A 16,976-nucleotide genomic window follows, 5' to 3' on the forward strand; every position below is an offset into this window, starting at 1 on the left:
TGTTGCGTACAGCTTCTCGCGAAGGCGTCGAGGATCGCGTTACTCGCCGGGGGCGTGGTCGACAATGCGCGCGACCTGGGAAACGGTGGGTCGCGCGGTCGATTTGCTCGCGTGTATCGGGCTACGGAAGGCGGGGAGGTGCGGGGCTCCGGCGGGGTGGCGTTGGCGGGCTTCGAGGCCGGACAGGTCGGCGCGGATACGGCGGAGCAATTGGTCGGCGCGGTTGCGGTGTATGGTTGCGGACTCCGAATCGCCCAGTGCGGCAGCTAGTTCGGCGAGGATCGCGTCGACCGGGCCGAAACTGGTGAGCAGGGTCTCCATGCCGGAGATGCGGCCGCTGCGGGTGACGAGTTTGTCGTAGAGGCGGCGAATTTCGCGCACATCGCCGAATCGCAGTGCGGCGTGGGCGCGGAAGGTGGCCAGGACGAACGGGTAGTAGTACGGCCACTCCGGTGAATAGCGGTCGTAGAGCGCGCGGGCGCGCGAGGGTTCACCGGCGTGCAGGAGCGCCACGATATAGGGCTGTGCGGCGGAATTCGGGAGCTGGGAGTACATCTTGCTGAGTGGTTTGGCCAGCGGCGCGAGATCACCCTGCGCCCACGCCAATCCGAGATCGGCGCAGACGCGCAGGACGGTGGCGTTCGCATTGCCGTGCTGGGCCATGCGCGCACCGAGCTCGTAGTAGACCTTGCGCGCGGTGGGGATATCACCGCACAGCAGCGCCGAGATGGCGGTGAACACCTGGAGTATCTCCATCAGCTGCGGCAATTGCCCATCGGTCGCGCCCTCGATGGCCGTCGCCGCCTGCCGGGCCGCCTCGGCCAATTCGGCATCGTAGAGCGCCCGCCGGTAGAGCGCGTAGTGCGCCAGCGTCCGATACTCCGAGAGCCCCGCGCGCTTGGCCACCGCCAGCATCTCCTGCGCCAGCTGCGGCGGATAGACACTGCCGTCGAAACGGATGTACATGGCGGCATTCAATGCGGCGCACAGCAATTCAGGGTCACCCAGACAGCGGGCCAACGCCACCGCCTGCGTTCCGCGCTGATGCCCCAGGGCCAACCCCTCGGGTGTCAGCGTGAACGCGTACACCGCCGCGATGAGCAGCCGGATCTTGTTCTCGGTGGACTGTTCGCGCGCCAGACATTCGGTGATGAGGTCCTGGACGGTGTTGTCGGTCGCCAGATAGTCCTGCACCGCCCACACCACGGGCGCCCGCCAACAGGTGAGCGCGCACACCAGCAGTTCGTGGTCGTCCAACTGTCTCGCCAGCGCGATGGCGCGATCCCGCTCCGCCCGCGCCTCCAGCAAATGCCCTTGGTAGCCAAGGGCATTCACCAACTGACACCGGGCTCGGAACAGCGCGGTGCGATCGGCGCGGTCGGCCTGCTCGCCATCGTGTCCGGCCAGCGCGTGCAGATCGACCGCGGCGCGCCACAGCTTCGCCGAATCGGAGCGCATATGTCGCTCGGTGCACCGCCGCACCGCCGCCGCCACGTAGGTCAGGGCGTGCGCGGCGGTATCCGGTCGCGCCCCGAGAATCGCGTGCCTGGCCAGGATCTCGGGGTCGCGGGCCAGGCCCGGATATTCGTCGGCGTGCGTCTCCAGCAATTCCAGTGCCGCCCAATGCATTCGAATACGCCGCAGGGTCGGAATGCGCAGGTACACAGTGTCGTGGATGAGGGCGTGGTCGAAGGTGATGCGCCCGGTGCGGTCGGTGCGCACCAGCCCCGCCGCCTCGGCCGCCGCGATCACATCGATGAGTTCGTCCTCACCGGTCTCCATGGCCAGGCTCAGAATCCGCAGATCCACGCCGTCGCCCCAGATGGACAGGTGGGCCAGGGCCTCGGCGACACCATCGGGCAGCCCCGTCAGCCGGTGATTGATCAACTCCCGAATCGAATCCGGCAGCTCCGCCGCGTACCCGGCGGTGTCGCCGCTCGCCTGTTGCGCGGCAAGGGTTTTCGCCATCTCGCGAATGAAGAGCGGATTTCCGCCGGTCCGCCGGTGCAGCAGCTCCACGGTGTCGCGCGACAGATCGTCGAGCCCGGCGTCCAGGGCGACCTGCCGGGTGGCCTCCAGATCGACGCCGCTCAATTCCACCCACTCGGCGGTGGAGTGCGCCAAAGCCGCGGCGGTGGCCCGCAATTCGGGCCCCGCCTCCGAACCGCGCAGCGTGACGGCGATCAGCACCGGCTCGTTGCGCAGCCAGCTCACCACCTGTCGCAGCACCTGTGTGGTGGCGTCGTCGGCGCGGTGCGCGTCTTCCAGCAGGATCGCCACCGGCCGCGCGGCGCTCGCCTGCCGACACAGCTTGACCACCGTCCGCGCCACGGTGAACGCGTCCCCGGCGGCCAGCACATCGGGTGCGGACGGATCGAGTTCGGCGATGATCTCCGCCCAGGCCCACGCCACCGGGGCGCCGTCGACCTCGGGGCAGCCGCCGCGCACCACGGTCCACTCCGGCCCGGCGACCTGTCCGGAATCGGCGAATTGTCCCTGCTGCCCGGCCAATTGGCCCAATACCGCATCGGCGAGCGTGGTTTTGCCCGCCCCGGCCTCTCCCGAAATCCACGCCAAACTCAACTGCCCGCCGCGCGTCTCCGCCGCCACTCGTAAAAGTGCCGCGCGTTCGGTTCCATATCCGCAATACGTTCGCGTATCGCGGACTTCGGCTGCGCGTGCGGCCGGAGTCGCGGTGGGGTCCGCCGCCGTGAGCGCCACCGAATGGCTCAGAATCGCGGTTTCGAGTTCACACAGCGCGGGCCCGGGATCGATACCGAATTCCTCGAGCAGATATTCGCGGGCACGTCGAATCGTGGCCAGGGCCTGGGCCTGTTGGCCGAGTCGGTATTGCGCGGTGGCGAGCAGCCGCGCGCATTCCTCGCGTTCGGGATGGTCGTCGAACAGCGGCCGCAGTTCGATGGCCACCTCGGTGGGGCGATTGAGGTCGAGTTCGATCTGAGCGCGAAGTTCGGCCGCGGTGAGCCGTAAATCGGTGAGCCGCGAGACTTCTCGGGCGGCCCAGGCGAATCCGGTCAGGCCCTCGAACGGCGCGCCGTTCCAACACGCCAGCGCGGCATCGAGCATGCGGCGGCGCTCCCGGGGATCGGGCAGGCGCGCCGGATCGCGCAGGCACTCCTCGTAGGCCCGTAGCCGCTGTTCGAAGCACCAGGCGTCCACCGACTCGGTGTCGAGTTTCAGTGCGTAGCCGGAGGATTCGCTGACCAGGTAGCGGCAGGGCGCGCGGCGGGCCCGATCGGGTTCCAGGGTGCGGCGCAGATTGTGAATGTGCACCTGCAGGACCGAGGCGGCCGAGGGCGGTGGCTGCCCCTCCCAGAGATCGTCGACCAACCGGTCGGTGCTCACCGCCCGTCCACCGGCGATCACCAGCCGCGCGAGCACCGCCCGCAACATGGTCGCGCCCAGAGCGACCGGTAGGTCGTTCACGGACAGCTGTAGCGGCCCGAGCACATTCACTTGCGGTTCCGCCATGTTCCGCGACAACCTCCATACCGGGGTGGAATCGAGCGCGCTGAAGAAAATGAATTATTCCACCGATTGCCCCGGCGTTAGCCCGGAAGTGCCACTGTACGGCCACTTTTCGCCGCTGAAGTTAGCTGGCAAATATTCGGCAAATAAATTGGCTCGGAAGACACGCCTTAACTTGCGCGAAAGTTCCCCGGAAGTGGAGTAGCGAATACTTATAGACATCGACACGACGAAGGGAAAGCCAATGGTTACGGACGTGGCATCCGTTGAGCATCAGGGTTTCGCGCTGCGGGCAATCGGCCGCATGAATGCGCGCCCGGCAGTTCCCGTCGAGATGCTGGCGAATAGCCATATCGAACCCCAAGCGGTCGGTCTGTATTGGGACCGTGACGGCGATATCTGGCAGCGAGAGGAGGACGGCTGGCGGCTCATCCTGCAGGGTGGGGTCTCGGTCGACCCGATCTCGCTGTGGGAGTGGGAGGCCGGGTGCGTCCGTGACTACGCCCCCTTCACCCCCGTGTCGGCTTTCGCCGCCGCCGATGGGTAGCAGTGCCCACTGCCCGAATCGGTAGCGGTGGCCGGAGCGGCAACTCCGGCCGCGGCGGCACCCGGCCCCTCCATCGTGTGAGCCCGATCAGGAGGCCGGGGCCGTCGCTTCCAGTCCGAACAAGGTGACCTCCATCAGGCGGATCACCCGCGCTGGCGGGCAGATGCGCGGATCGTCGCCGAAGACCCGGCCCAGATCCACCACCAGTCCGAAGGCGGCGTGCACCAGAATCCGCGCCTCGCCCTCGGAGAGCTCGGGGCGCACCGCCACCAGCAGGCGCACCCATTCGGCGACGATGAGCCGCTGGATATTGCGCAGTACGGTGCGCTCCTCGGGCGAGACGTGCCCGAACTCCGCGTAGTACACGAAAGTCAGCTCGCGTTCGGCGAACGAGCCGGAGACATAGAGGTCGATGAGCTTGGTCAAGGCTTCGGCGGCGCTCGACGAGGAGGCCGTCGCCGGGCCGATCGCCCCGGACACCCGATCCGCCGCGCGCCGGAAGGCGGCCGCGAGCAGATCGCTCTTGGAACGGTAGTACCGGTACACCGCCGAGGCCGCCGACAGATCCGCGGCCGCGGCGATGTCCTCCATGCTCACATTCGGATAGCCGCGCTCGTGGAACAGCTCGACGGCCTTCTTCAACAGCAGCTCGTGTTTGAACGACTGCGGAATCTCCACCGTGCGCACCGGCGCGAGGGCCTCGGCGGCGGGCGGCAGCTCACAGTCGATCACCCGGTCGCAGGCCGAATGCAGCAGGGCGGTAAGGGGTTTCGCGGGCATGGCGGCATGGTGGTCGCCGATGCTGGTGATGATCGAGAGCACCGTGGCCGCGCGCACGGCGCGATCGTGGCCGTCCAGCTCCGGGCGCACCGCGCCGATGAGCCTGCGCAGCGTGCGCACGGCCTGGGCGAACTGGCCGTTCAGCACGGCCCGGTCGTCGTCGTCGAGATAGCGGCCCTCCCACCGGGTCAGCGCCACGGTGGAGCGATTGGCGATGGTCTCGGCGATGAGCGCGTCGAGCAGGTGCGACAGCCGCTCGCGCGGGGTCCAGTCGGCGGCCTCCTCGGGCAGGGTGGCGGCGTTCACCGTCACCTGGCCCAGGCGCAGCAACTCCTCCCGGAACAGCGCGTACTTGCTCGGGTAGTGCCGGTACAGCGCGGCGGAGCTGATCCCGAGCCGCGCGGCGATATCCTCCATGCTGACGCCGTGGTAGCCCAGTGATCCGAAGGCGGCCGCCGAGGTGGCGGCGATCTGTGCGCGCCGGTTCTTGGGGCGGCGGCGGATCACGCGTTCGGGCTCGGCGGCTTTCATGTCGCAATCGTAGCGACCAGCGCCTTTGCGGCCGTGCAGGGTTGGCGGTCCGAATTGTAATCCTTTCGCCGCCAGCGTTGTTCGTCGTTGCCCCGGTTGTGCGCCGTAGGCTGCATGGGCACGTCCGCGAGGGAATGGAGCCGCTATGCGCGCGGTGGAGGTGGAGCGCACGATTGCCGCGCCCATCACCGATGTTTTCGACTGGCTCACCGATGTCACCAACTTCCAACGGGTGCCGATGGTCCGGCGGGTCACGCTGGTCCGACCCGGAAATACCAATGGCAATGGCGTGGGCGCGGTCCGCCTCATCGTCACCCCGCTCATGCGGCTGACCGAGGAGATCACCGAATACACCCCGCCGACCCAGGTGCGCTATCGAATACTGAATGCCATTCCGCGCCTACGACATCAGGACGGCACCGTCGATTTCACCGAGGTGCCCGAAGGCACCCACGTGCGCTGGCACTCCACTTTCGAGGTCAGCCGCGGTTCGGCCCTGTCGACCCACGTGTTCCTGCCCATGATCCGCGGCGGCTTCCATATGGTGCTGAGCACCGCGGCCCGGGAACTGCGCGGCGAATAGCTCCCCGCCGACCGGCGGCATCGCGGTGATGGTTACGGCACGGCATCGGCCGTGGCGTCGCCGAAGAGAATGATCCGCATCAGGTGCGCGACCCGTTGTCGGGAGCAGGTCGGGTCGTCGGAGCCGAAGCGGCGGCCCAGGTCGATGACCAGAGCCTGGGCAGTGTGGACCAGGAGTCGGGCTTCGGCGGGTGTCAGGTCCGAGCGGGTCGCGGCGAGCAGTTTGGCCCACTCCTCCACATTGAGCCGTTGGATGGCGCGCAGTCGCTTGCGCTGGTCGGAGGGCACGTTCGAGATCTCGGCGTAGTAGACGAAGGTCAGCTCGCGCTCGGCGAAGGATCCCGCGACGAAGAGGTCGACGAGGGTCGTGAGGGCGGCGGCGGGGGAGGGCGCGGCGGCCACGGCGGGGCCGATGGCCGCCGACACCTGGTCGGCCGCCCGGCGGAACGCGGCGGCCAGCAGATCGCCTTTGGAGTGGTAGAAGCGGTAGATCGCCGAAGGGGTCGGCAAACCTGCGGCAACCGCTATGTCCTCGACGCTGACATGGGGGTAGCCGTATTCGTGGAACAGTGCCACGGCATGCTTCAGCACCAGCTCATGGGTGAAGGTGGGCGGGACCGCGGGCGCGGGTCGGCCATGCGGACCGCCGGGCGGCGGGAGTTCGCAGCGCCACACCGCCAGGCAGGCGGCGCGCAGCCGATCGGCGAGCACCCTGGCGGGCAAGGCCACGTGATGGTCGCCGATACTGCTGACGATGCTCTGAATGGATTGTGCCAGTACGGTTTTCGTAGGCTCGTCGAGCTCGGGGCGGCTCTCGCCGAGCAGTGCCCGTCCGGCGGCGGCGACGGCGGCCAGGTCGGCGGCGACCACCGCGCGGTCCTCGGGTTCGAGATAGCGGCCCTGCCAGCGCAGCAGGGCGGTACTGCGCCGGTTGGCGATACCCGCCCCGATGACCGCGTCGAACAGATGCCGCCGTCGCTGTTCGACGCTCCACCCCGCGGCCTCGGGCGGGAAGCGCGTGGCGGCGGCGCAGACCGCGCCCAGGCGCAGCGCCTCGGTGCGGAACAGCGCGTACTTGCTGGGGTAGTGCCGGTACAGGGCGGTGGAGCTGAGGCTGAGCCGCGCCGCGATCTCCTCCATGCTCACGCCGTGATAGCCGAGCGCGCTGAACGCCTCCGCCGCCGCGACGGCTATCTGGGCACGGCGGTCGCGCGGCCGCCGCCGCACCGGCCGTGCTCCGGCCGGTCCGCGCGTACCCCCGATACCCGAGTCGGCGGCCGGTTCCCCCGAATTCCCCCCGGCGGCAGCGATACTCACCGCTGCGGCACCCCTAGTGGCGAATCCACCTTGTTCACCAGCCAGCGATCGCCGCTCTTTTCCAGGTGCAAGACCGTGGAGAGCTGGCCGGGCGACGCCTTGCCCTGGGTGCCCAGGCTGGTGATGGTCTGGCCGATGATCACGATCGCCTCCGCCGAGGTGGCGTCGCCGGTGCGAATGGCGCACTGTACATCCGTCGCCTTCGACACCACCTCGCCTTTGGCCAGCACCTCCTTCAAGTCCTTGCTGGTGGAATCGAATTGGGTGCGCCAGTCGCCGGTCGCGCCAGCCATGACGCCGGTGATCCAGGCATCGAGGTTCTTGGCGTCGTAGGTGGCGAGGGTGGGTGCGTAGGCGCAGGCGGCGAGGCGGGCCTCCTCGCGGGCATCGAGGATTTCCTGACTGTCTCGGTGCTGGTCGTAGAAGTACACCGTGGAACCTATTGTGGCGCAGAGCGATACGACGGCCGTCGCGGCGATGGTCGTCACGGTGCGACGGCCCGGTCTGGGCAGCGACACTCGGCGCTTCGGCTCAGCCGGTACCTCCTTGTCGAGGCTCACGGCTTCGGTCGGCTCGCTGGACTCGTTGTCACTCAAGAGATCTCATTCCTATCGGGCCGGGACCGGCTGGGAGAGCTCGTTGCCGGTGACCCCCGGCGGCGCGCTGGCTCCGTTGTCGGGCACATCGGGTCGCGGGGCATTGGCCGAACCGCGCACCTGGAGTGCGGGATTGTCCGTGACGCAGTAGTTGTAGAGGCGCACCCGGGTGTCGACGGTCGCCTCGGTGGGCACCACCGGGATGGTGTCGTATTCGCAGGTCGGGCGGGGCCAGGGATCGACCAGGGTGTGATAGGCCCCGTCGTGGGCGGGAATGCCGATGGCCTCCGAACCCACCCGCAGCGCCGGGAACAGCGCCTCGATGGCGGGCTGGCGCAGTTTGGCGGCCTTGGTGATGGCCACGAAATTGGTCACCAGATTCGTCATGGGATCCTGGTTCTCGCTCAGGAACCCGCCCAGTACGGCGAGCTGATCGGGCCCCTGCCGCAACAGATTTCGCAATTCCCGGTCGGCGGCGGCGAACTGGTCGAACAGGGTGCTGCCCGCCGCCGTCAGCGTGCCCAGATCGGGCTGTGCCAAGGACGTGGTGTCGGCGATGATCTCGAGATTCTCGATGAGCTGGCGGGTCTGCGGCAGCAGATCGGTGAGTCCGGCCATGGCCCGGCTGATGCCGGAGATCATATTGCGCAGCCGATCCGGGCCCCCGGCGAGTGCCTTGTCGAGTTCGTCCACGATCACCGTCAGCCGGTCCGGATTCAATCCGCCGATGAAGTCGCTGAGATTGGCGAAGACCGATTGAATCGGCACCGGCACGCTGGTGCGGGCGCGTTCGACCACCGAACCGTCGTGCAGGTACGGCCCGGTATCGGTATCGGGCCGAAAGTCCAGATACTGTTCACCGGCGGCGGAGAGCCGTCCCACGGCCACGGTGCCGCCCACCGGAATCCTGGTGGTGTCCTCGATTTCGGCCTCGGCGGCGATCCCGTCGCCGGAGACGCGGACATCGATGACCCTGCCGACCCGGCTTCCCCGGAAGGTCACGTCGTTGCCGGGCATCAGGCCGCCGGAGGAGGCGAGTTCGACGGTCACCACGAAGGTGTGCGGAATCGGGTTGAACCGCAGCACATAGCCGCCGATATAGCCGACGCCGAGGAGCAACACCGCCACCAGGCCGAGGTTGGCGATGCCGATCCGGCGGCGGACCACCCACTGCCACAGGGGTGAGTTCATCGCTCACCCTCCTGCGGCTGGTCCGAATCCGGCTGCGGCGCGGTGGTTTCCGGTGCGCGCGGCGGACTCGTCACGCGTCCGAAGACCTTCTCCAACACCTGTACCAGACTGCCCACGAACTGCCCCGCGTCGCCCAGTTCCGGCCACCGGCTGCCGGTGGGGTCGGTGAGCGCGCCGAGGCTGAGATACGACACCGTCGCGCCGATGGCCAGCGTCGGTCCTCGGAAGCTCGACATGAGCGAGGGGTAGAGCGTGTTCAACCCGTCCAGGGTGCCGGTGAGATTGTCGCCCATCTGCGTGAATCCGGACATGAGCGCCTGAATGCTCTCGAACAGTCCGACGAAGTCGTCGCCGGTGGTGGTGCTGAAGTCGCCCAGCGCGCTCATGGTGGTGGAGACCTTGGTGAGCAGGTCGACGATCTGTTGATTGTTCTCGTTGACGAGCCCGATCAGCGCGGGGAAGGTGTCGGCAGCCGCGCCCAGTTCCGTTTTGCGCCGGGCCAATTCGCCCGCGAGCACGTTCAGCCCGACGAGGGTGGCGTCGATATCGCCGGTGCGCTGGTTCAAAGCCGCGATGACACTGGTCATTTCGGTGATGAGGTGCTGTAGCTGCGGTGCGCGTCCGGCGAACATGGAGTCCATTTCGCTGGTGATGCGCGCGGCCTGATTGAGGCCGCCGCCATTGAGCAGCAGGGAGATCGACATCATGAGCTGTTCCACCGACGCGCCCGCCGAGGTGGCATCGGTGCCGATGGCGTCCCCGTCGCGCATGGGCTCGCCCGCCTCCTGGGCCGACGGCAGCGTCATGGCCACGAAGATGTCGCCGAGCGGCGTGCCCTGCCGCAGTTGGGCGGTGGTGCCCTTGGGAAGTCGAATGTCCTCGCGAATGAGCATTTCGACCTCGGCGATGTAATTCGTGGTCGAGATATCGGTGACGACGCCGATATCGGTGCCGCCGATCTTCACGTGCGCGCGGTCGGGCAGATTCAGCGCGTCGGTGAAGGCCGCGCGAATGGTGTAGCCGGGTGCGCCGATACCCGGTTCGGGCATGGGGACGGTATTCACCGTCACCGCGCAGCCGCTGGCCCCGGTGAGCGCCGCGGCGGTGAGGGCGGCCGCGAAAGTCGTTGTGCGGATTCTCATTCGATGGTCGCAATCCCGAGTAGTGCCGCCGCGAGCCCGAAATCGGGGCCGAAGTCCTGGACCTTGCCGGTGCGGCAGCCGTCCGAGCGCAGCATGACGCGGTCGCAGAACACCGCCAGCGCTTCGCTGTCGAGCACGACCTTGTCCAGAAGCCCGTGCATGCGCAGCGCGCCGTGTTCGTGGCTGGTGGCATTGGCGAGGTTCTGGAACATGAGCGGACCGACATCCACGATCTCGGTGAGACCGCGGGCATTGGTGCGCATCTGTTCGGTAATGGTGACGAACCGGTTCAGCGCTCCGGCCAATTGTTCGCGGTTCTCGCCGACCAGGCTCGCGGTATTGGTGACGAAATCGTCGAGCTGCGCCAGCACCGCCTGGATACCGGGGGCCTGCTGCCCCATGAGCGTCACCAATTCGGTGAGCCTGCCGCTGAATTCGCGTACGGTCTGATCGTTCTGGGCGATGATCTGGGTGATCTCGTTGAGCTTGATGATGGTGTTGGAGATCTGGTCCTTGTTGGCGAAGGTCACCTCGAAGGCCGAGGACAAGGCGTCGAGGGTTTCCCGTAGTCGGTCGCCATTGCCGTCGAGCAGCGGGAACAGCACCCGGCTGGCCATCGGCCCGGTCTCGTTGTCGCCCTTCAACGCCGCGCCGAGCTGGTCGAAGTTTTGCAGAATGCGATCCAGTTCGACCGGAACCCTGGTGCGCTGCAAGGGAATGTGTTCACCGTCTTTCAGCGTCGGTCCGTCGCCGGTGTAGGCGGGCGCGAGTTCCACGTGCCGATTGGTAATGAGCTGCGGATTCACCAGCGCCGCCATGGCGTCGGCGGGTATGGCGACGCCTCGATCGATGGACATGATGACCTCGACATAGCTGCCCCGCGGCGTCACCGAATCCACGGTGCCGACCGGGACGCCCAGGACAGCGACCTCGTTTCCGGCATAGAGTCCGGCCACATTCTCGAAATCCGCGCTGATGCGCATACGGTCACCGAGGTATTGACCCGGTAGTGAACTCAGGGCATCGGGGAGCAGCGAACAGCCGGACGCCATCCCCGCGACACAGCACAGCACCGCCAGTTTGGTCCATGCGCGAATCGATTTCAGCATTACTTGCACCCCTGTACCGCCTGGACCAGGCACAGCCAGTTGTCCGGGAACAGCCACGGCGCGTACACCTCGCCGTAGGGGCCGTTGCCGAGCACATTGTTGAACTGCCGCAGAGCCACCGGCATGATCTCGTAGAGCCGGTCGAGGTTGTCCTTGTTCTTCTCCAGGCCCTCGGACATGGTGTTGAGATCGGTGATCAGCGGGCCGAGTTGGCCATTGTTCTCCAGCCCCATTTCCTGGAGCAGCCGCGACAGCGAGGCCACATTGTCGAGCAGGGACTGCAACAGGGTTTGTCGCTGTTGGACCGCCGTGCCGATGGCCGCGCCCTGGGTGAGCAGGAGCAGCACGCCGTTCTGATTGTCCGACACCAATGTCGAGACCGTATCCAGGGATTTGAGCAGCAGGTCCACCTCGGCGCCGCGGTCGCTGATCACCTTGGCGAGCGCGCCGACACTGTCGAGCGCCTGCACGGCCAATTCCGGAGAGGTTCCCATTTGCTGGGTCACCAGATCCAGGGCTTGGCGCAGCTTCTGCGGGTCGATGCGCTCGATGTGCTCGAAGGAGGATTTGTACTTCGGATCCTGGATGACCTTGCCGAGGTTGTAGGGGACCGTGGTGTTGTCGAGCTTGATGCGATTGCCCGGCAGGCCTTTTCCGTCGCCGGGCACCAGCTCGATGTGCAGCCGCCCCAGAATGGTGGACATCTTGATGGCGGCCCTGGCATCCGACCCGAGTTTCACGTCGCGGCGGATCTTCATATCCAGCACGACCTTGTCGCCCTCGAGCCGCACCGCCTGCACCTGGCCGACCTCGATACCCGAGACATCCACGGTCGCACCGGCGCGTAATCCGGCGGCCTGGGCGAATTCGGCGTGAATTGTCCTGTCGCCCAACCGCGCCTGTTCGAATACGGTCGATCCGACCAGCAACAGCACCACGAATCCGGCCGCGAGGAGGCCGAGCCGTAGATACCGGTTCCCGAGAAAACTCGGCAGCCGCGGACGCCCGCGCAGTTTCTCGATCATCGGCACACCTCCGATTGGGACTCTCCGCCGACCTGCGAGAACAGGCCGGGCGGGAACAAGATCCCGTAGAGCGATACGTCCAGACGGCAGATATAGGCGTTGCCGTAGGTGCCGTAGCTGGTGAACCGCGCCAGCGCGTTGAGGACGTCGGGCAATTGCACCGCGGCCTGGTCCAGTGCCGCGCCATTGAGCAACAGCAGCGCGACACCGGTGGTCGCGTCGTTCTGTGCGGCAACGACATTGGGTTTGACGGTCGAGATGATGCCGACCAGTGAATCGGTGGCGGTGGCCACGCGGTCCACCGAGGTCTTCAACACCTCGCCCTGGCTGTAGAGCGCCTCGGTGAGCGAACGGGTCTGGGTGATGAGCGTTTCCAGCTCACCGCTGCGATTGGCCAGGCCCGCCACCACACTGCTGAGGTTGGCGATCACATCGCCGAGGATCTTGTCGCGCTGCCCGAAGGTGCCCGCCAGCTCGGCGGCCTGGGTGACCAGGGCGCTGAGCGAGACGCCATTGCCCTGCAAGGCCTGAATCAGCGTCTCCGACAGCGAATTCACCTGATCCGGTTGCAATACGCTGAACAGCGGCTCGAAGCCCGACAGCAGCGAGGAGACATCGAAGGACGGTTCGGTGCGCTCGATCGGAATCCGCCCGCCCGGCGCCAGCGGCTGTCCCGCTTCCTTGCCCGGCATGAGCGCGATATAGCGCTGACCGATCAGATTCTGGTAGCGCACAAGGGCTTTGGTGGCGGTGGTGAGGTGTTGGTCGTCCTCGATGCGGAAGTCGACCTGGGCGCGGTAGCCGTCGGTGAAGTCGATGCGGTCCACGCGGCCGACTCGCACCCCCGCCATGCGAATGTCGTCGCCCACGCGCAGGCCCAGCACATCGGAGAAGACGGCGGAGTAGCTGTGCGTGGGTCCGGCGACCGACCGTTGCAGGGTGGACCAGATGGTGTAGGTCAGCACCACCGCGATGACGGCGAAAACACTGAAGCCCGCCAAGGCTTTTCCGGATTTCATACCGCACCTCCGGTCGCGGAGTCGGCGGGTACCAGGGAGCCACCGGCCAGCACCGACGACATGAGCAGGTACTGCGCCATATTGGGTTTGCCGCCCACGATGGCGGCCACCGCGTCCTGACCGCGCAGGCCCGCGGGTTGCGCGCCATCGGGTGTCTGCTCGGTCTGCGCGGCGGGTGCGGTGAGTCCCGGAATAGCTGGAAGGCCAGGAATCGCGGGCAGGGTGGGCAGTCCCGGAATGGTCGGCAGGCTCGGCTGCGTGACCGGCGCGGGACCGGCCGCGTCCAGGTGCTTCGGCAGCAGCGACGCCGGATACTCTTGTGCCGGAGCCACTTCCGGCACCGTGGCGCCGCCGCAGCGCGGTCCGGCGAGCTCGCCGTAGCGCGGGCAGTCCGCCGCCGTGTACTGCTGGAACGGCGTGAAGCTGACATCCATCTTCCACACCATCTGGCGCTTGGGGCCGAAGCTGAACACCGACTGCAGCCGTTGCAGCGCGGTATTGAGATTGGCCACGGAGTAGGGGATGGCCTGCGGGTCCTGGGCGAGGCTGCCGAACAGGTCGTCCAGGCCCGAGACCAGGAACTTGCCGGAGTCGGGATTGGCGGCGAAGAGGCTGTTCACCGCGTCCACCGCCGTGCCGCCAGTGGTCAGCAGGGCAATGAGATTCGCGCGCTGTTCGGTGAGGGTGCGCGCGGTGGTGACCGAGCGCGAGAGCACCTCGACCAGATCGGGAGCGGACTGGCTCAGCGCGGTGGACGCGCGGCCCAGATCGCCGAGCAGATCGCCGATGCCCGGGGTGGCGCGCACCTCGGTGAGCCAGTTGTCCAAGCGTTCGACGGTGGAACCGGGCACGCGCGCACCGGGATCGAGCGCCGTGGCCAGGGTGGCGAGGACCCGGCCGAGCTTCTCGGGCTGAATATTGTCGAGCACATCGCGCAGCACATTGAGGGTGGTCTGGAGTTGGACCGTGCCCGCGCTGGTGTCCTCCGCAATGGTGGCTCCGGCGCTCAGCGTGCGCTCGGTCGGGGTGGTGTCGACCAATTCGACCGCGGTCACGCCGAAGATATTGTTGGGAATGACGCGCGCCGCCACGGTGGCCGGAATCATCGCCGCCACCCGGGGTTTCAGCGCGATCTCGGCCTCTTGGCGTTCGCCGCGCGCCACCACCTCGACGGCGCTGACACTGCCGACGATCATGCCGCGGAACTTCACATCGGCATGGGCGGGCAGGCCGTCACCGGTGCTGGTGAGCACGGCGGTCACCGGCACCTTGTCCTCGAAGCGCCCGTTGTAGCGCAGGGCGAGCAGATACAGCAGCACCGCGACCGCGGTGATCATGGCCAATCCGGCCAGGGAGAGTTGGCGCGCCGTAGGTCCCCGGCCGCTGGGATCGAGCAGCATGAAACCCCTATCCCGAAATCCGAAAGCCGGGGTCGATACCCCAGATGGCAAGGGTGAGACACAGATTCGCGAAGACCATGACGACGATGACCATCTTGATGGCGCGTCCGGCCGCCACCCCGACACCCTCGGGGCCGCCGGTGGCGACATAGCCGTAGTAGCACTGGATGAACGTCGAGATCATCACGAACACAATGACTTTGAGCAGCGACCAGAAGACGTCCGGTCCCAGGAGGAACTGGAAGAAGTAGTGGTCGTAGGTGCCCGCGGTGGTACCGCCGAGAATGAGCACCGACAGCTTCGTCGCCAGGTACGCCGTCGCCAGACCCACGCTGTAGAGCGGGATGATGGTGAGGGTGGAGGCGATCATGCGGGTGCTGATCAGATACGGAAGCGGGCGAATGGCAATGGATTCCAGCGCGTCGATCTCCTCGGCGATGCGCATGGAGCCCAGCTGCGCGGTGAAGCGGCAGCCCGCCTGAATGGCGAAGGCCAGCGTGGCGATGATCGGGGCCAGTTCACGGGTGGTGGCGAAGCCGGAGATCGCGCCGGTGAGCGGGCTCATGGTGAGCAGGTTCAGCGCCGTGAACGATTCCATGCCCACGGTGATGCCGCCGAAGCCGCACAGCAGCACCACCACGCCGACCGTGCCGCCGCCGACCACCAGGGAGCCGTTGCCCCAGCCGACGTCGGCGGTGAGCCGCAGCACCTCCTTGCGGTAGTGCTTCATGACGAAGGGGATCGCGGCCAGCGCCTGGAAGAAGGTGATGACCTGATGGCCGAGCCGCTGATTCGCCTGTACCGGAACCGATATCGCGTTGCCGACGGCGCGCACCGGCTTGAACGCGGGCGGGGTGTATGTGCTTCCCACGTCAGATCACCTTGGTCGGGAAGAGGGTGTTGTAGAGCTGGGTGAGAATGATGTTGGTGGCGAAGAGCATGAGCGCCGAACTCACCACCGCCGAATTCACCGCATTGGCGACGCCGCCGGGGCCGCCGTGCGCGTGCAGGCCGATATCGCAGGCGATGATCGCGGTCAGCATCCCGAACACGGCCGCCTTGATGAGCGCGACCACCAGGTCGTTGGCGACCGCGAAGGAGGCGAACGATCCCATGAACGAGCCCGGCGTTCCGGCCTGGGCGTAGACGTTGAACATGTAGGCCGTCGCGAAGCCGACGAAGACGATGAAGCCGCACAGCAGCATGCTCACCAGAACCGCGGCCGCCACCCGCGGTGCCACCAGACGCCGGACCGGGTCCACGCCCATGACCATCATGGCGTCGATCTCCTCGCGAATGGTGCGCGAGCCCAGATCCGCGCAGATGGCCGAGCCGACCGCGCCCGCGATCATGAGCGAGGTGACCAGCGGCGCGCCCTGGCGGATGATGCCGAGACCGGCCACCGCCCCGATGAAGGTCGTCGCGCCGACCTGGTTCACCAGTGCGCCCACCTGGATGGAGACCACCACCGCGATGGGTATCGCCACCAGGACCGTGGGCGCGGCCGAGACACTCGTCATGAACGCGCACTGCTTGATGAATTCCTGGTAGGGGAAGCGGCGCTGAAACAGGGCCAGGAACAGCTGTTTCAGTGCGTCGCGCCCCAAATCGACCTGGCGGCCCAGGGTTTCGAGGGAGCGTTGCGGATGTCGTCGCCACAAGCCCGTGAGGCTGTCGGCGATCTTCTCGACTTCACCTGTCTCGGTGGGTTTTTCGACGATCGGTTCGGTGATTGTCACGGATGCTCCTTCACGCGAGGTCCTCGAGCTGCCGTTGCAGCACTACGAGCCCGAAGCCGAGCGTCGCGACGCCCGCGGCGAGCACGCCGAGTACGGCGACCCACAGGCCCACGCGCAGGACCGGATTGACTTTCGTTCGCCCACCGAGGATCTTGACGCCGATCACCACGATGTCGATGAGCCAGACCAGCGCCATCATTACGTCATGCACACATTCGCGAAGGTGAGCACCGGCCAGCACACGATGGATCCGAGGAACGAGACGACGACATCGAGGCCGTGCATATCTTTCAGATGATCGGTGTGGGTGAGCGTCCACACCACGCCGATCAACCCGTACGGAATCCCGACGATGATGAGCGTCCCGAGGAACTCGGACACCTTCATCTCGTAGCTGAGTATCCGGTCCAGCCGCTTCAGCATTGAAACAGTCCTTTCACCTGCCCGAAGGCGGTTGGCGACCCGCGATGTGATCGCCGCCACGCTCGGTTATGTTACTGATCATTCCT

Annotated in this window: 16 protein-coding genes; 2 read left to right on the plus strand and 14 right to left on the minus strand. The window is 66.9% G+C overall.

Going from position 1 to position 16,976, the window contains the following annotated elements; translation table 11 throughout:
- Positions 1-39: 39 nt before the first annotated feature.
- Entirely contained in the window at positions 40-3,492 is a 3,453-nt protein-coding gene (locus ACIBH2_RS14875; protein WP_397117570.1) for a BTAD domain-containing putative transcriptional regulator, read from the minus strand.
- A gap of 253 nt (positions 3,493-3,745) precedes the next feature.
- Between ACIBH2_RS14875 and ACIBH2_RS14880 the strand changes: the two genes are divergently transcribed.
- The gene (locus ACIBH2_RS14880; protein ID WP_397117572.1) at positions 3,746-4,036 is read left to right on the plus strand and encodes a hypothetical protein; all 291 of its coding nucleotides are present in this window, start codon (positions 3,746-3,748) and stop codon (positions 4,034-4,036) included.
- 87 nt (positions 4,037-4,123) lie between these two features.
- Here ACIBH2_RS14880 and ACIBH2_RS14885 read toward each other — a convergent pair whose 3' ends face one another.
- Positions 4,124-5,347 carry a TetR/AcrR family transcriptional regulator gene (locus tag ACIBH2_RS14885; protein ID WP_397117574.1) on the minus strand — a complete coding sequence of 408 codons (1,224 nt, stop codon included), beginning with the start codon at positions 5,345-5,347 and terminating at the stop codon, positions 4,124-4,126.
- Between the two features lie 145 nt (positions 5,348-5,492).
- Here ACIBH2_RS14885 and ACIBH2_RS14890 point away from each other — a divergent pair, with 145 nt between their 5' ends.
- Positions 5,493-5,930, plus strand: a complete 438-nt coding sequence (locus tag ACIBH2_RS14890) for an SRPBCC family protein (protein ID WP_397117576.1) — start codon at positions 5,493-5,495, stop codon at positions 5,928-5,930.
- Positions 5,931-5,962: 32 nt separating this feature from the next.
- Here ACIBH2_RS14890 and ACIBH2_RS14895 read toward each other — a convergent pair whose 3' ends face one another.
- From ACIBH2_RS14895 to ACIBH2_RS14950, 12 genes are all read right to left on the minus strand, one after another.
- On the minus strand, positions 5,963-7,246 hold the full coding sequence (locus ACIBH2_RS14895; RefSeq protein ID WP_397117578.1) for a TetR/AcrR family transcriptional regulator: 1,284 nt from the start codon (positions 7,244-7,246) through the stop codon (positions 5,963-5,965).
- Positions 7,243-7,842 (minus strand): hypothetical protein, encoded by a 600-nt coding sequence (locus tag ACIBH2_RS14900; protein ID WP_397117580.1) that lies wholly within the window; start codon positions 7,840-7,842, stop codon positions 7,243-7,245. Before ACIBH2_RS14900 ends, ACIBH2_RS14895 begins: the two co-directional genes overlap by 4 nt.
- 12 nt (positions 7,843-7,854) lie before the next feature.
- Positions 7,855-9,033: an MCE family protein gene (locus ACIBH2_RS14905; RefSeq protein ID WP_397117582.1), complete on the minus strand. Its 1,179-nt coding sequence runs from the start codon at positions 9,031-9,033 to the stop codon at positions 7,855-7,857.
- Positions 9,030-10,175: an MCE family protein gene (locus ACIBH2_RS14910; RefSeq protein WP_397117584.1), complete on the minus strand. Its 1,146-nt coding sequence runs from the start codon at positions 10,173-10,175 to the stop codon at positions 9,030-9,032. The genes ACIBH2_RS14905 and ACIBH2_RS14910 overlap by 4 nt, the downstream gene beginning before the upstream one ends.
- Complete coding sequence (locus ACIBH2_RS14915; protein ID WP_397117586.1) at positions 10,172-11,284, minus strand: MCE family protein; 1,113 nt, start codon at positions 11,282-11,284, stop codon at positions 10,172-10,174. The genes ACIBH2_RS14910 and ACIBH2_RS14915 overlap by 4 nt, the downstream gene beginning before the upstream one ends.
- The gene (locus tag ACIBH2_RS14920; protein ID WP_397117588.1) at positions 11,284-12,309 is read right to left on the minus strand and encodes an MCE family protein; all 1,026 of its coding nucleotides are present in this window, start codon (positions 12,307-12,309) and stop codon (positions 11,284-11,286) included. Before ACIBH2_RS14920 ends, ACIBH2_RS14915 begins: the two co-directional genes overlap by 1 nt.
- The gene (locus ACIBH2_RS14925) at positions 12,306-13,328 is read right to left on the minus strand and encodes an MlaD family protein (protein ID WP_397117590.1); all 1,023 of its coding nucleotides are present in this window, start codon (positions 13,326-13,328) and stop codon (positions 12,306-12,308) included. The genes ACIBH2_RS14920 and ACIBH2_RS14925 overlap by 4 nt, the downstream gene beginning before the upstream one ends.
- Positions 13,325-14,728 (minus strand): MCE family protein, encoded by a 1,404-nt coding sequence (locus tag ACIBH2_RS14930; RefSeq protein WP_397117592.1) that lies wholly within the window; start codon positions 14,726-14,728, stop codon positions 13,325-13,327. Before ACIBH2_RS14930 ends, ACIBH2_RS14925 begins: the two co-directional genes overlap by 4 nt.
- A gap of 7 nt (positions 14,729-14,735) precedes the next feature.
- Positions 14,736-15,599, minus strand: coding sequence for an ABC transporter permease (locus ACIBH2_RS14935; RefSeq protein ID WP_397117594.1), 864 nt, complete (start codon positions 15,597-15,599; stop codon positions 14,736-14,738).
- A gap of 1 nt (position 15,600) precedes the next feature.
- Entirely contained in the window at positions 15,601-16,410 is an 810-nt protein-coding gene (locus ACIBH2_RS14940) for an MlaE family ABC transporter permease (protein ID WP_397120755.1), read from the minus strand.
- Positions 16,411-16,477: 67 nt separating this feature from the next.
- On the minus strand, positions 16,478-16,666 hold the full coding sequence (locus ACIBH2_RS14945) for a hypothetical protein (RefSeq protein WP_397120757.1): 189 nt from the start codon (positions 16,664-16,666) through the stop codon (positions 16,478-16,480).
- On the minus strand, positions 16,666-16,890 hold the full coding sequence (locus ACIBH2_RS14950; protein WP_397117596.1) for a hypothetical protein: 225 nt from the start codon (positions 16,888-16,890) through the stop codon (positions 16,666-16,668). Before ACIBH2_RS14950 ends, ACIBH2_RS14945 begins: the two co-directional genes overlap by 1 nt.
- Positions 16,891-16,976: the final 86 nt, after the last annotated feature.

It is taken from the genome of Nocardia sp. NPDC050406 (genome assembly GCF_044459025.1).
Taxonomy (GTDB): domain Bacteria; phylum Actinomycetota; class Actinomycetes; order Mycobacteriales; family Mycobacteriaceae; genus Nocardia.

Coding starts and splice junctions, on each gene's coding strand:
- ACIBH2_RS14915 (WP_397117586.1), bottom strand. CDS start 11,284: ATGCTGAAATCGATTCGCGCATGGACCAAACTGGCGGTGCTGTGCTGT.
- ACIBH2_RS14905 (WP_397117582.1), bottom strand. CDS start 9,033: ATGAACTCACCCCTGTGGCAGTGGGTGGTCCGCCGCCGGATCGGCATC.
- ACIBH2_RS14945 (WP_397120757.1), bottom strand. CDS start 16,666: ATGATGGCGCTGGTCTGGCTCATCGACATCGTGGTGATCGGCGTCAAG.
- ACIBH2_RS14910 (WP_397117584.1), bottom strand. CDS start 10,175: ATGAGAATCCGCACAACGACTTTCGCGGCCGCCCTCACCGCCGCGGCG.
- ACIBH2_RS14890 (WP_397117576.1), top strand. CDS start 5,493: ATGCGCGCGGTGGAGGTGGAGCGCACGATTGCCGCGCCCATCACCGAT.
- ACIBH2_RS14875 (WP_397117570.1), bottom strand. CDS start 3,492: ATGGCGGAACCGCAAGTGAATGTGCTCGGGCCGCTACAGCTGTCCGTG.
- ACIBH2_RS14920 (WP_397117588.1), bottom strand. CDS start 12,309: ATGATCGAGAAACTGCGCGGGCGTCCGCGGCTGCCGAGTTTTCTCGGG.
- ACIBH2_RS14930 (WP_397117592.1), bottom strand. CDS start 14,728: ATGCTGCTCGATCCCAGCGGCCGGGGACCTACGGCGCGCCAACTCTCC.
- ACIBH2_RS14885 (WP_397117574.1), bottom strand. CDS start 5,347: ATGAAAGCCGCCGAGCCCGAACGCGTGATCCGCCGCCGCCCCAAGAAC.
- ACIBH2_RS14950 (WP_397117596.1), bottom strand. CDS start 16,890: ATGCTGAAGCGGCTGGACCGGATACTCAGCTACGAGATGAAGGTGTCC.
- ACIBH2_RS14925 (WP_397117590.1), bottom strand. CDS start 13,328: ATGAAATCCGGAAAAGCCTTGGCGGGCTTCAGTGTTTTCGCCGTCATC.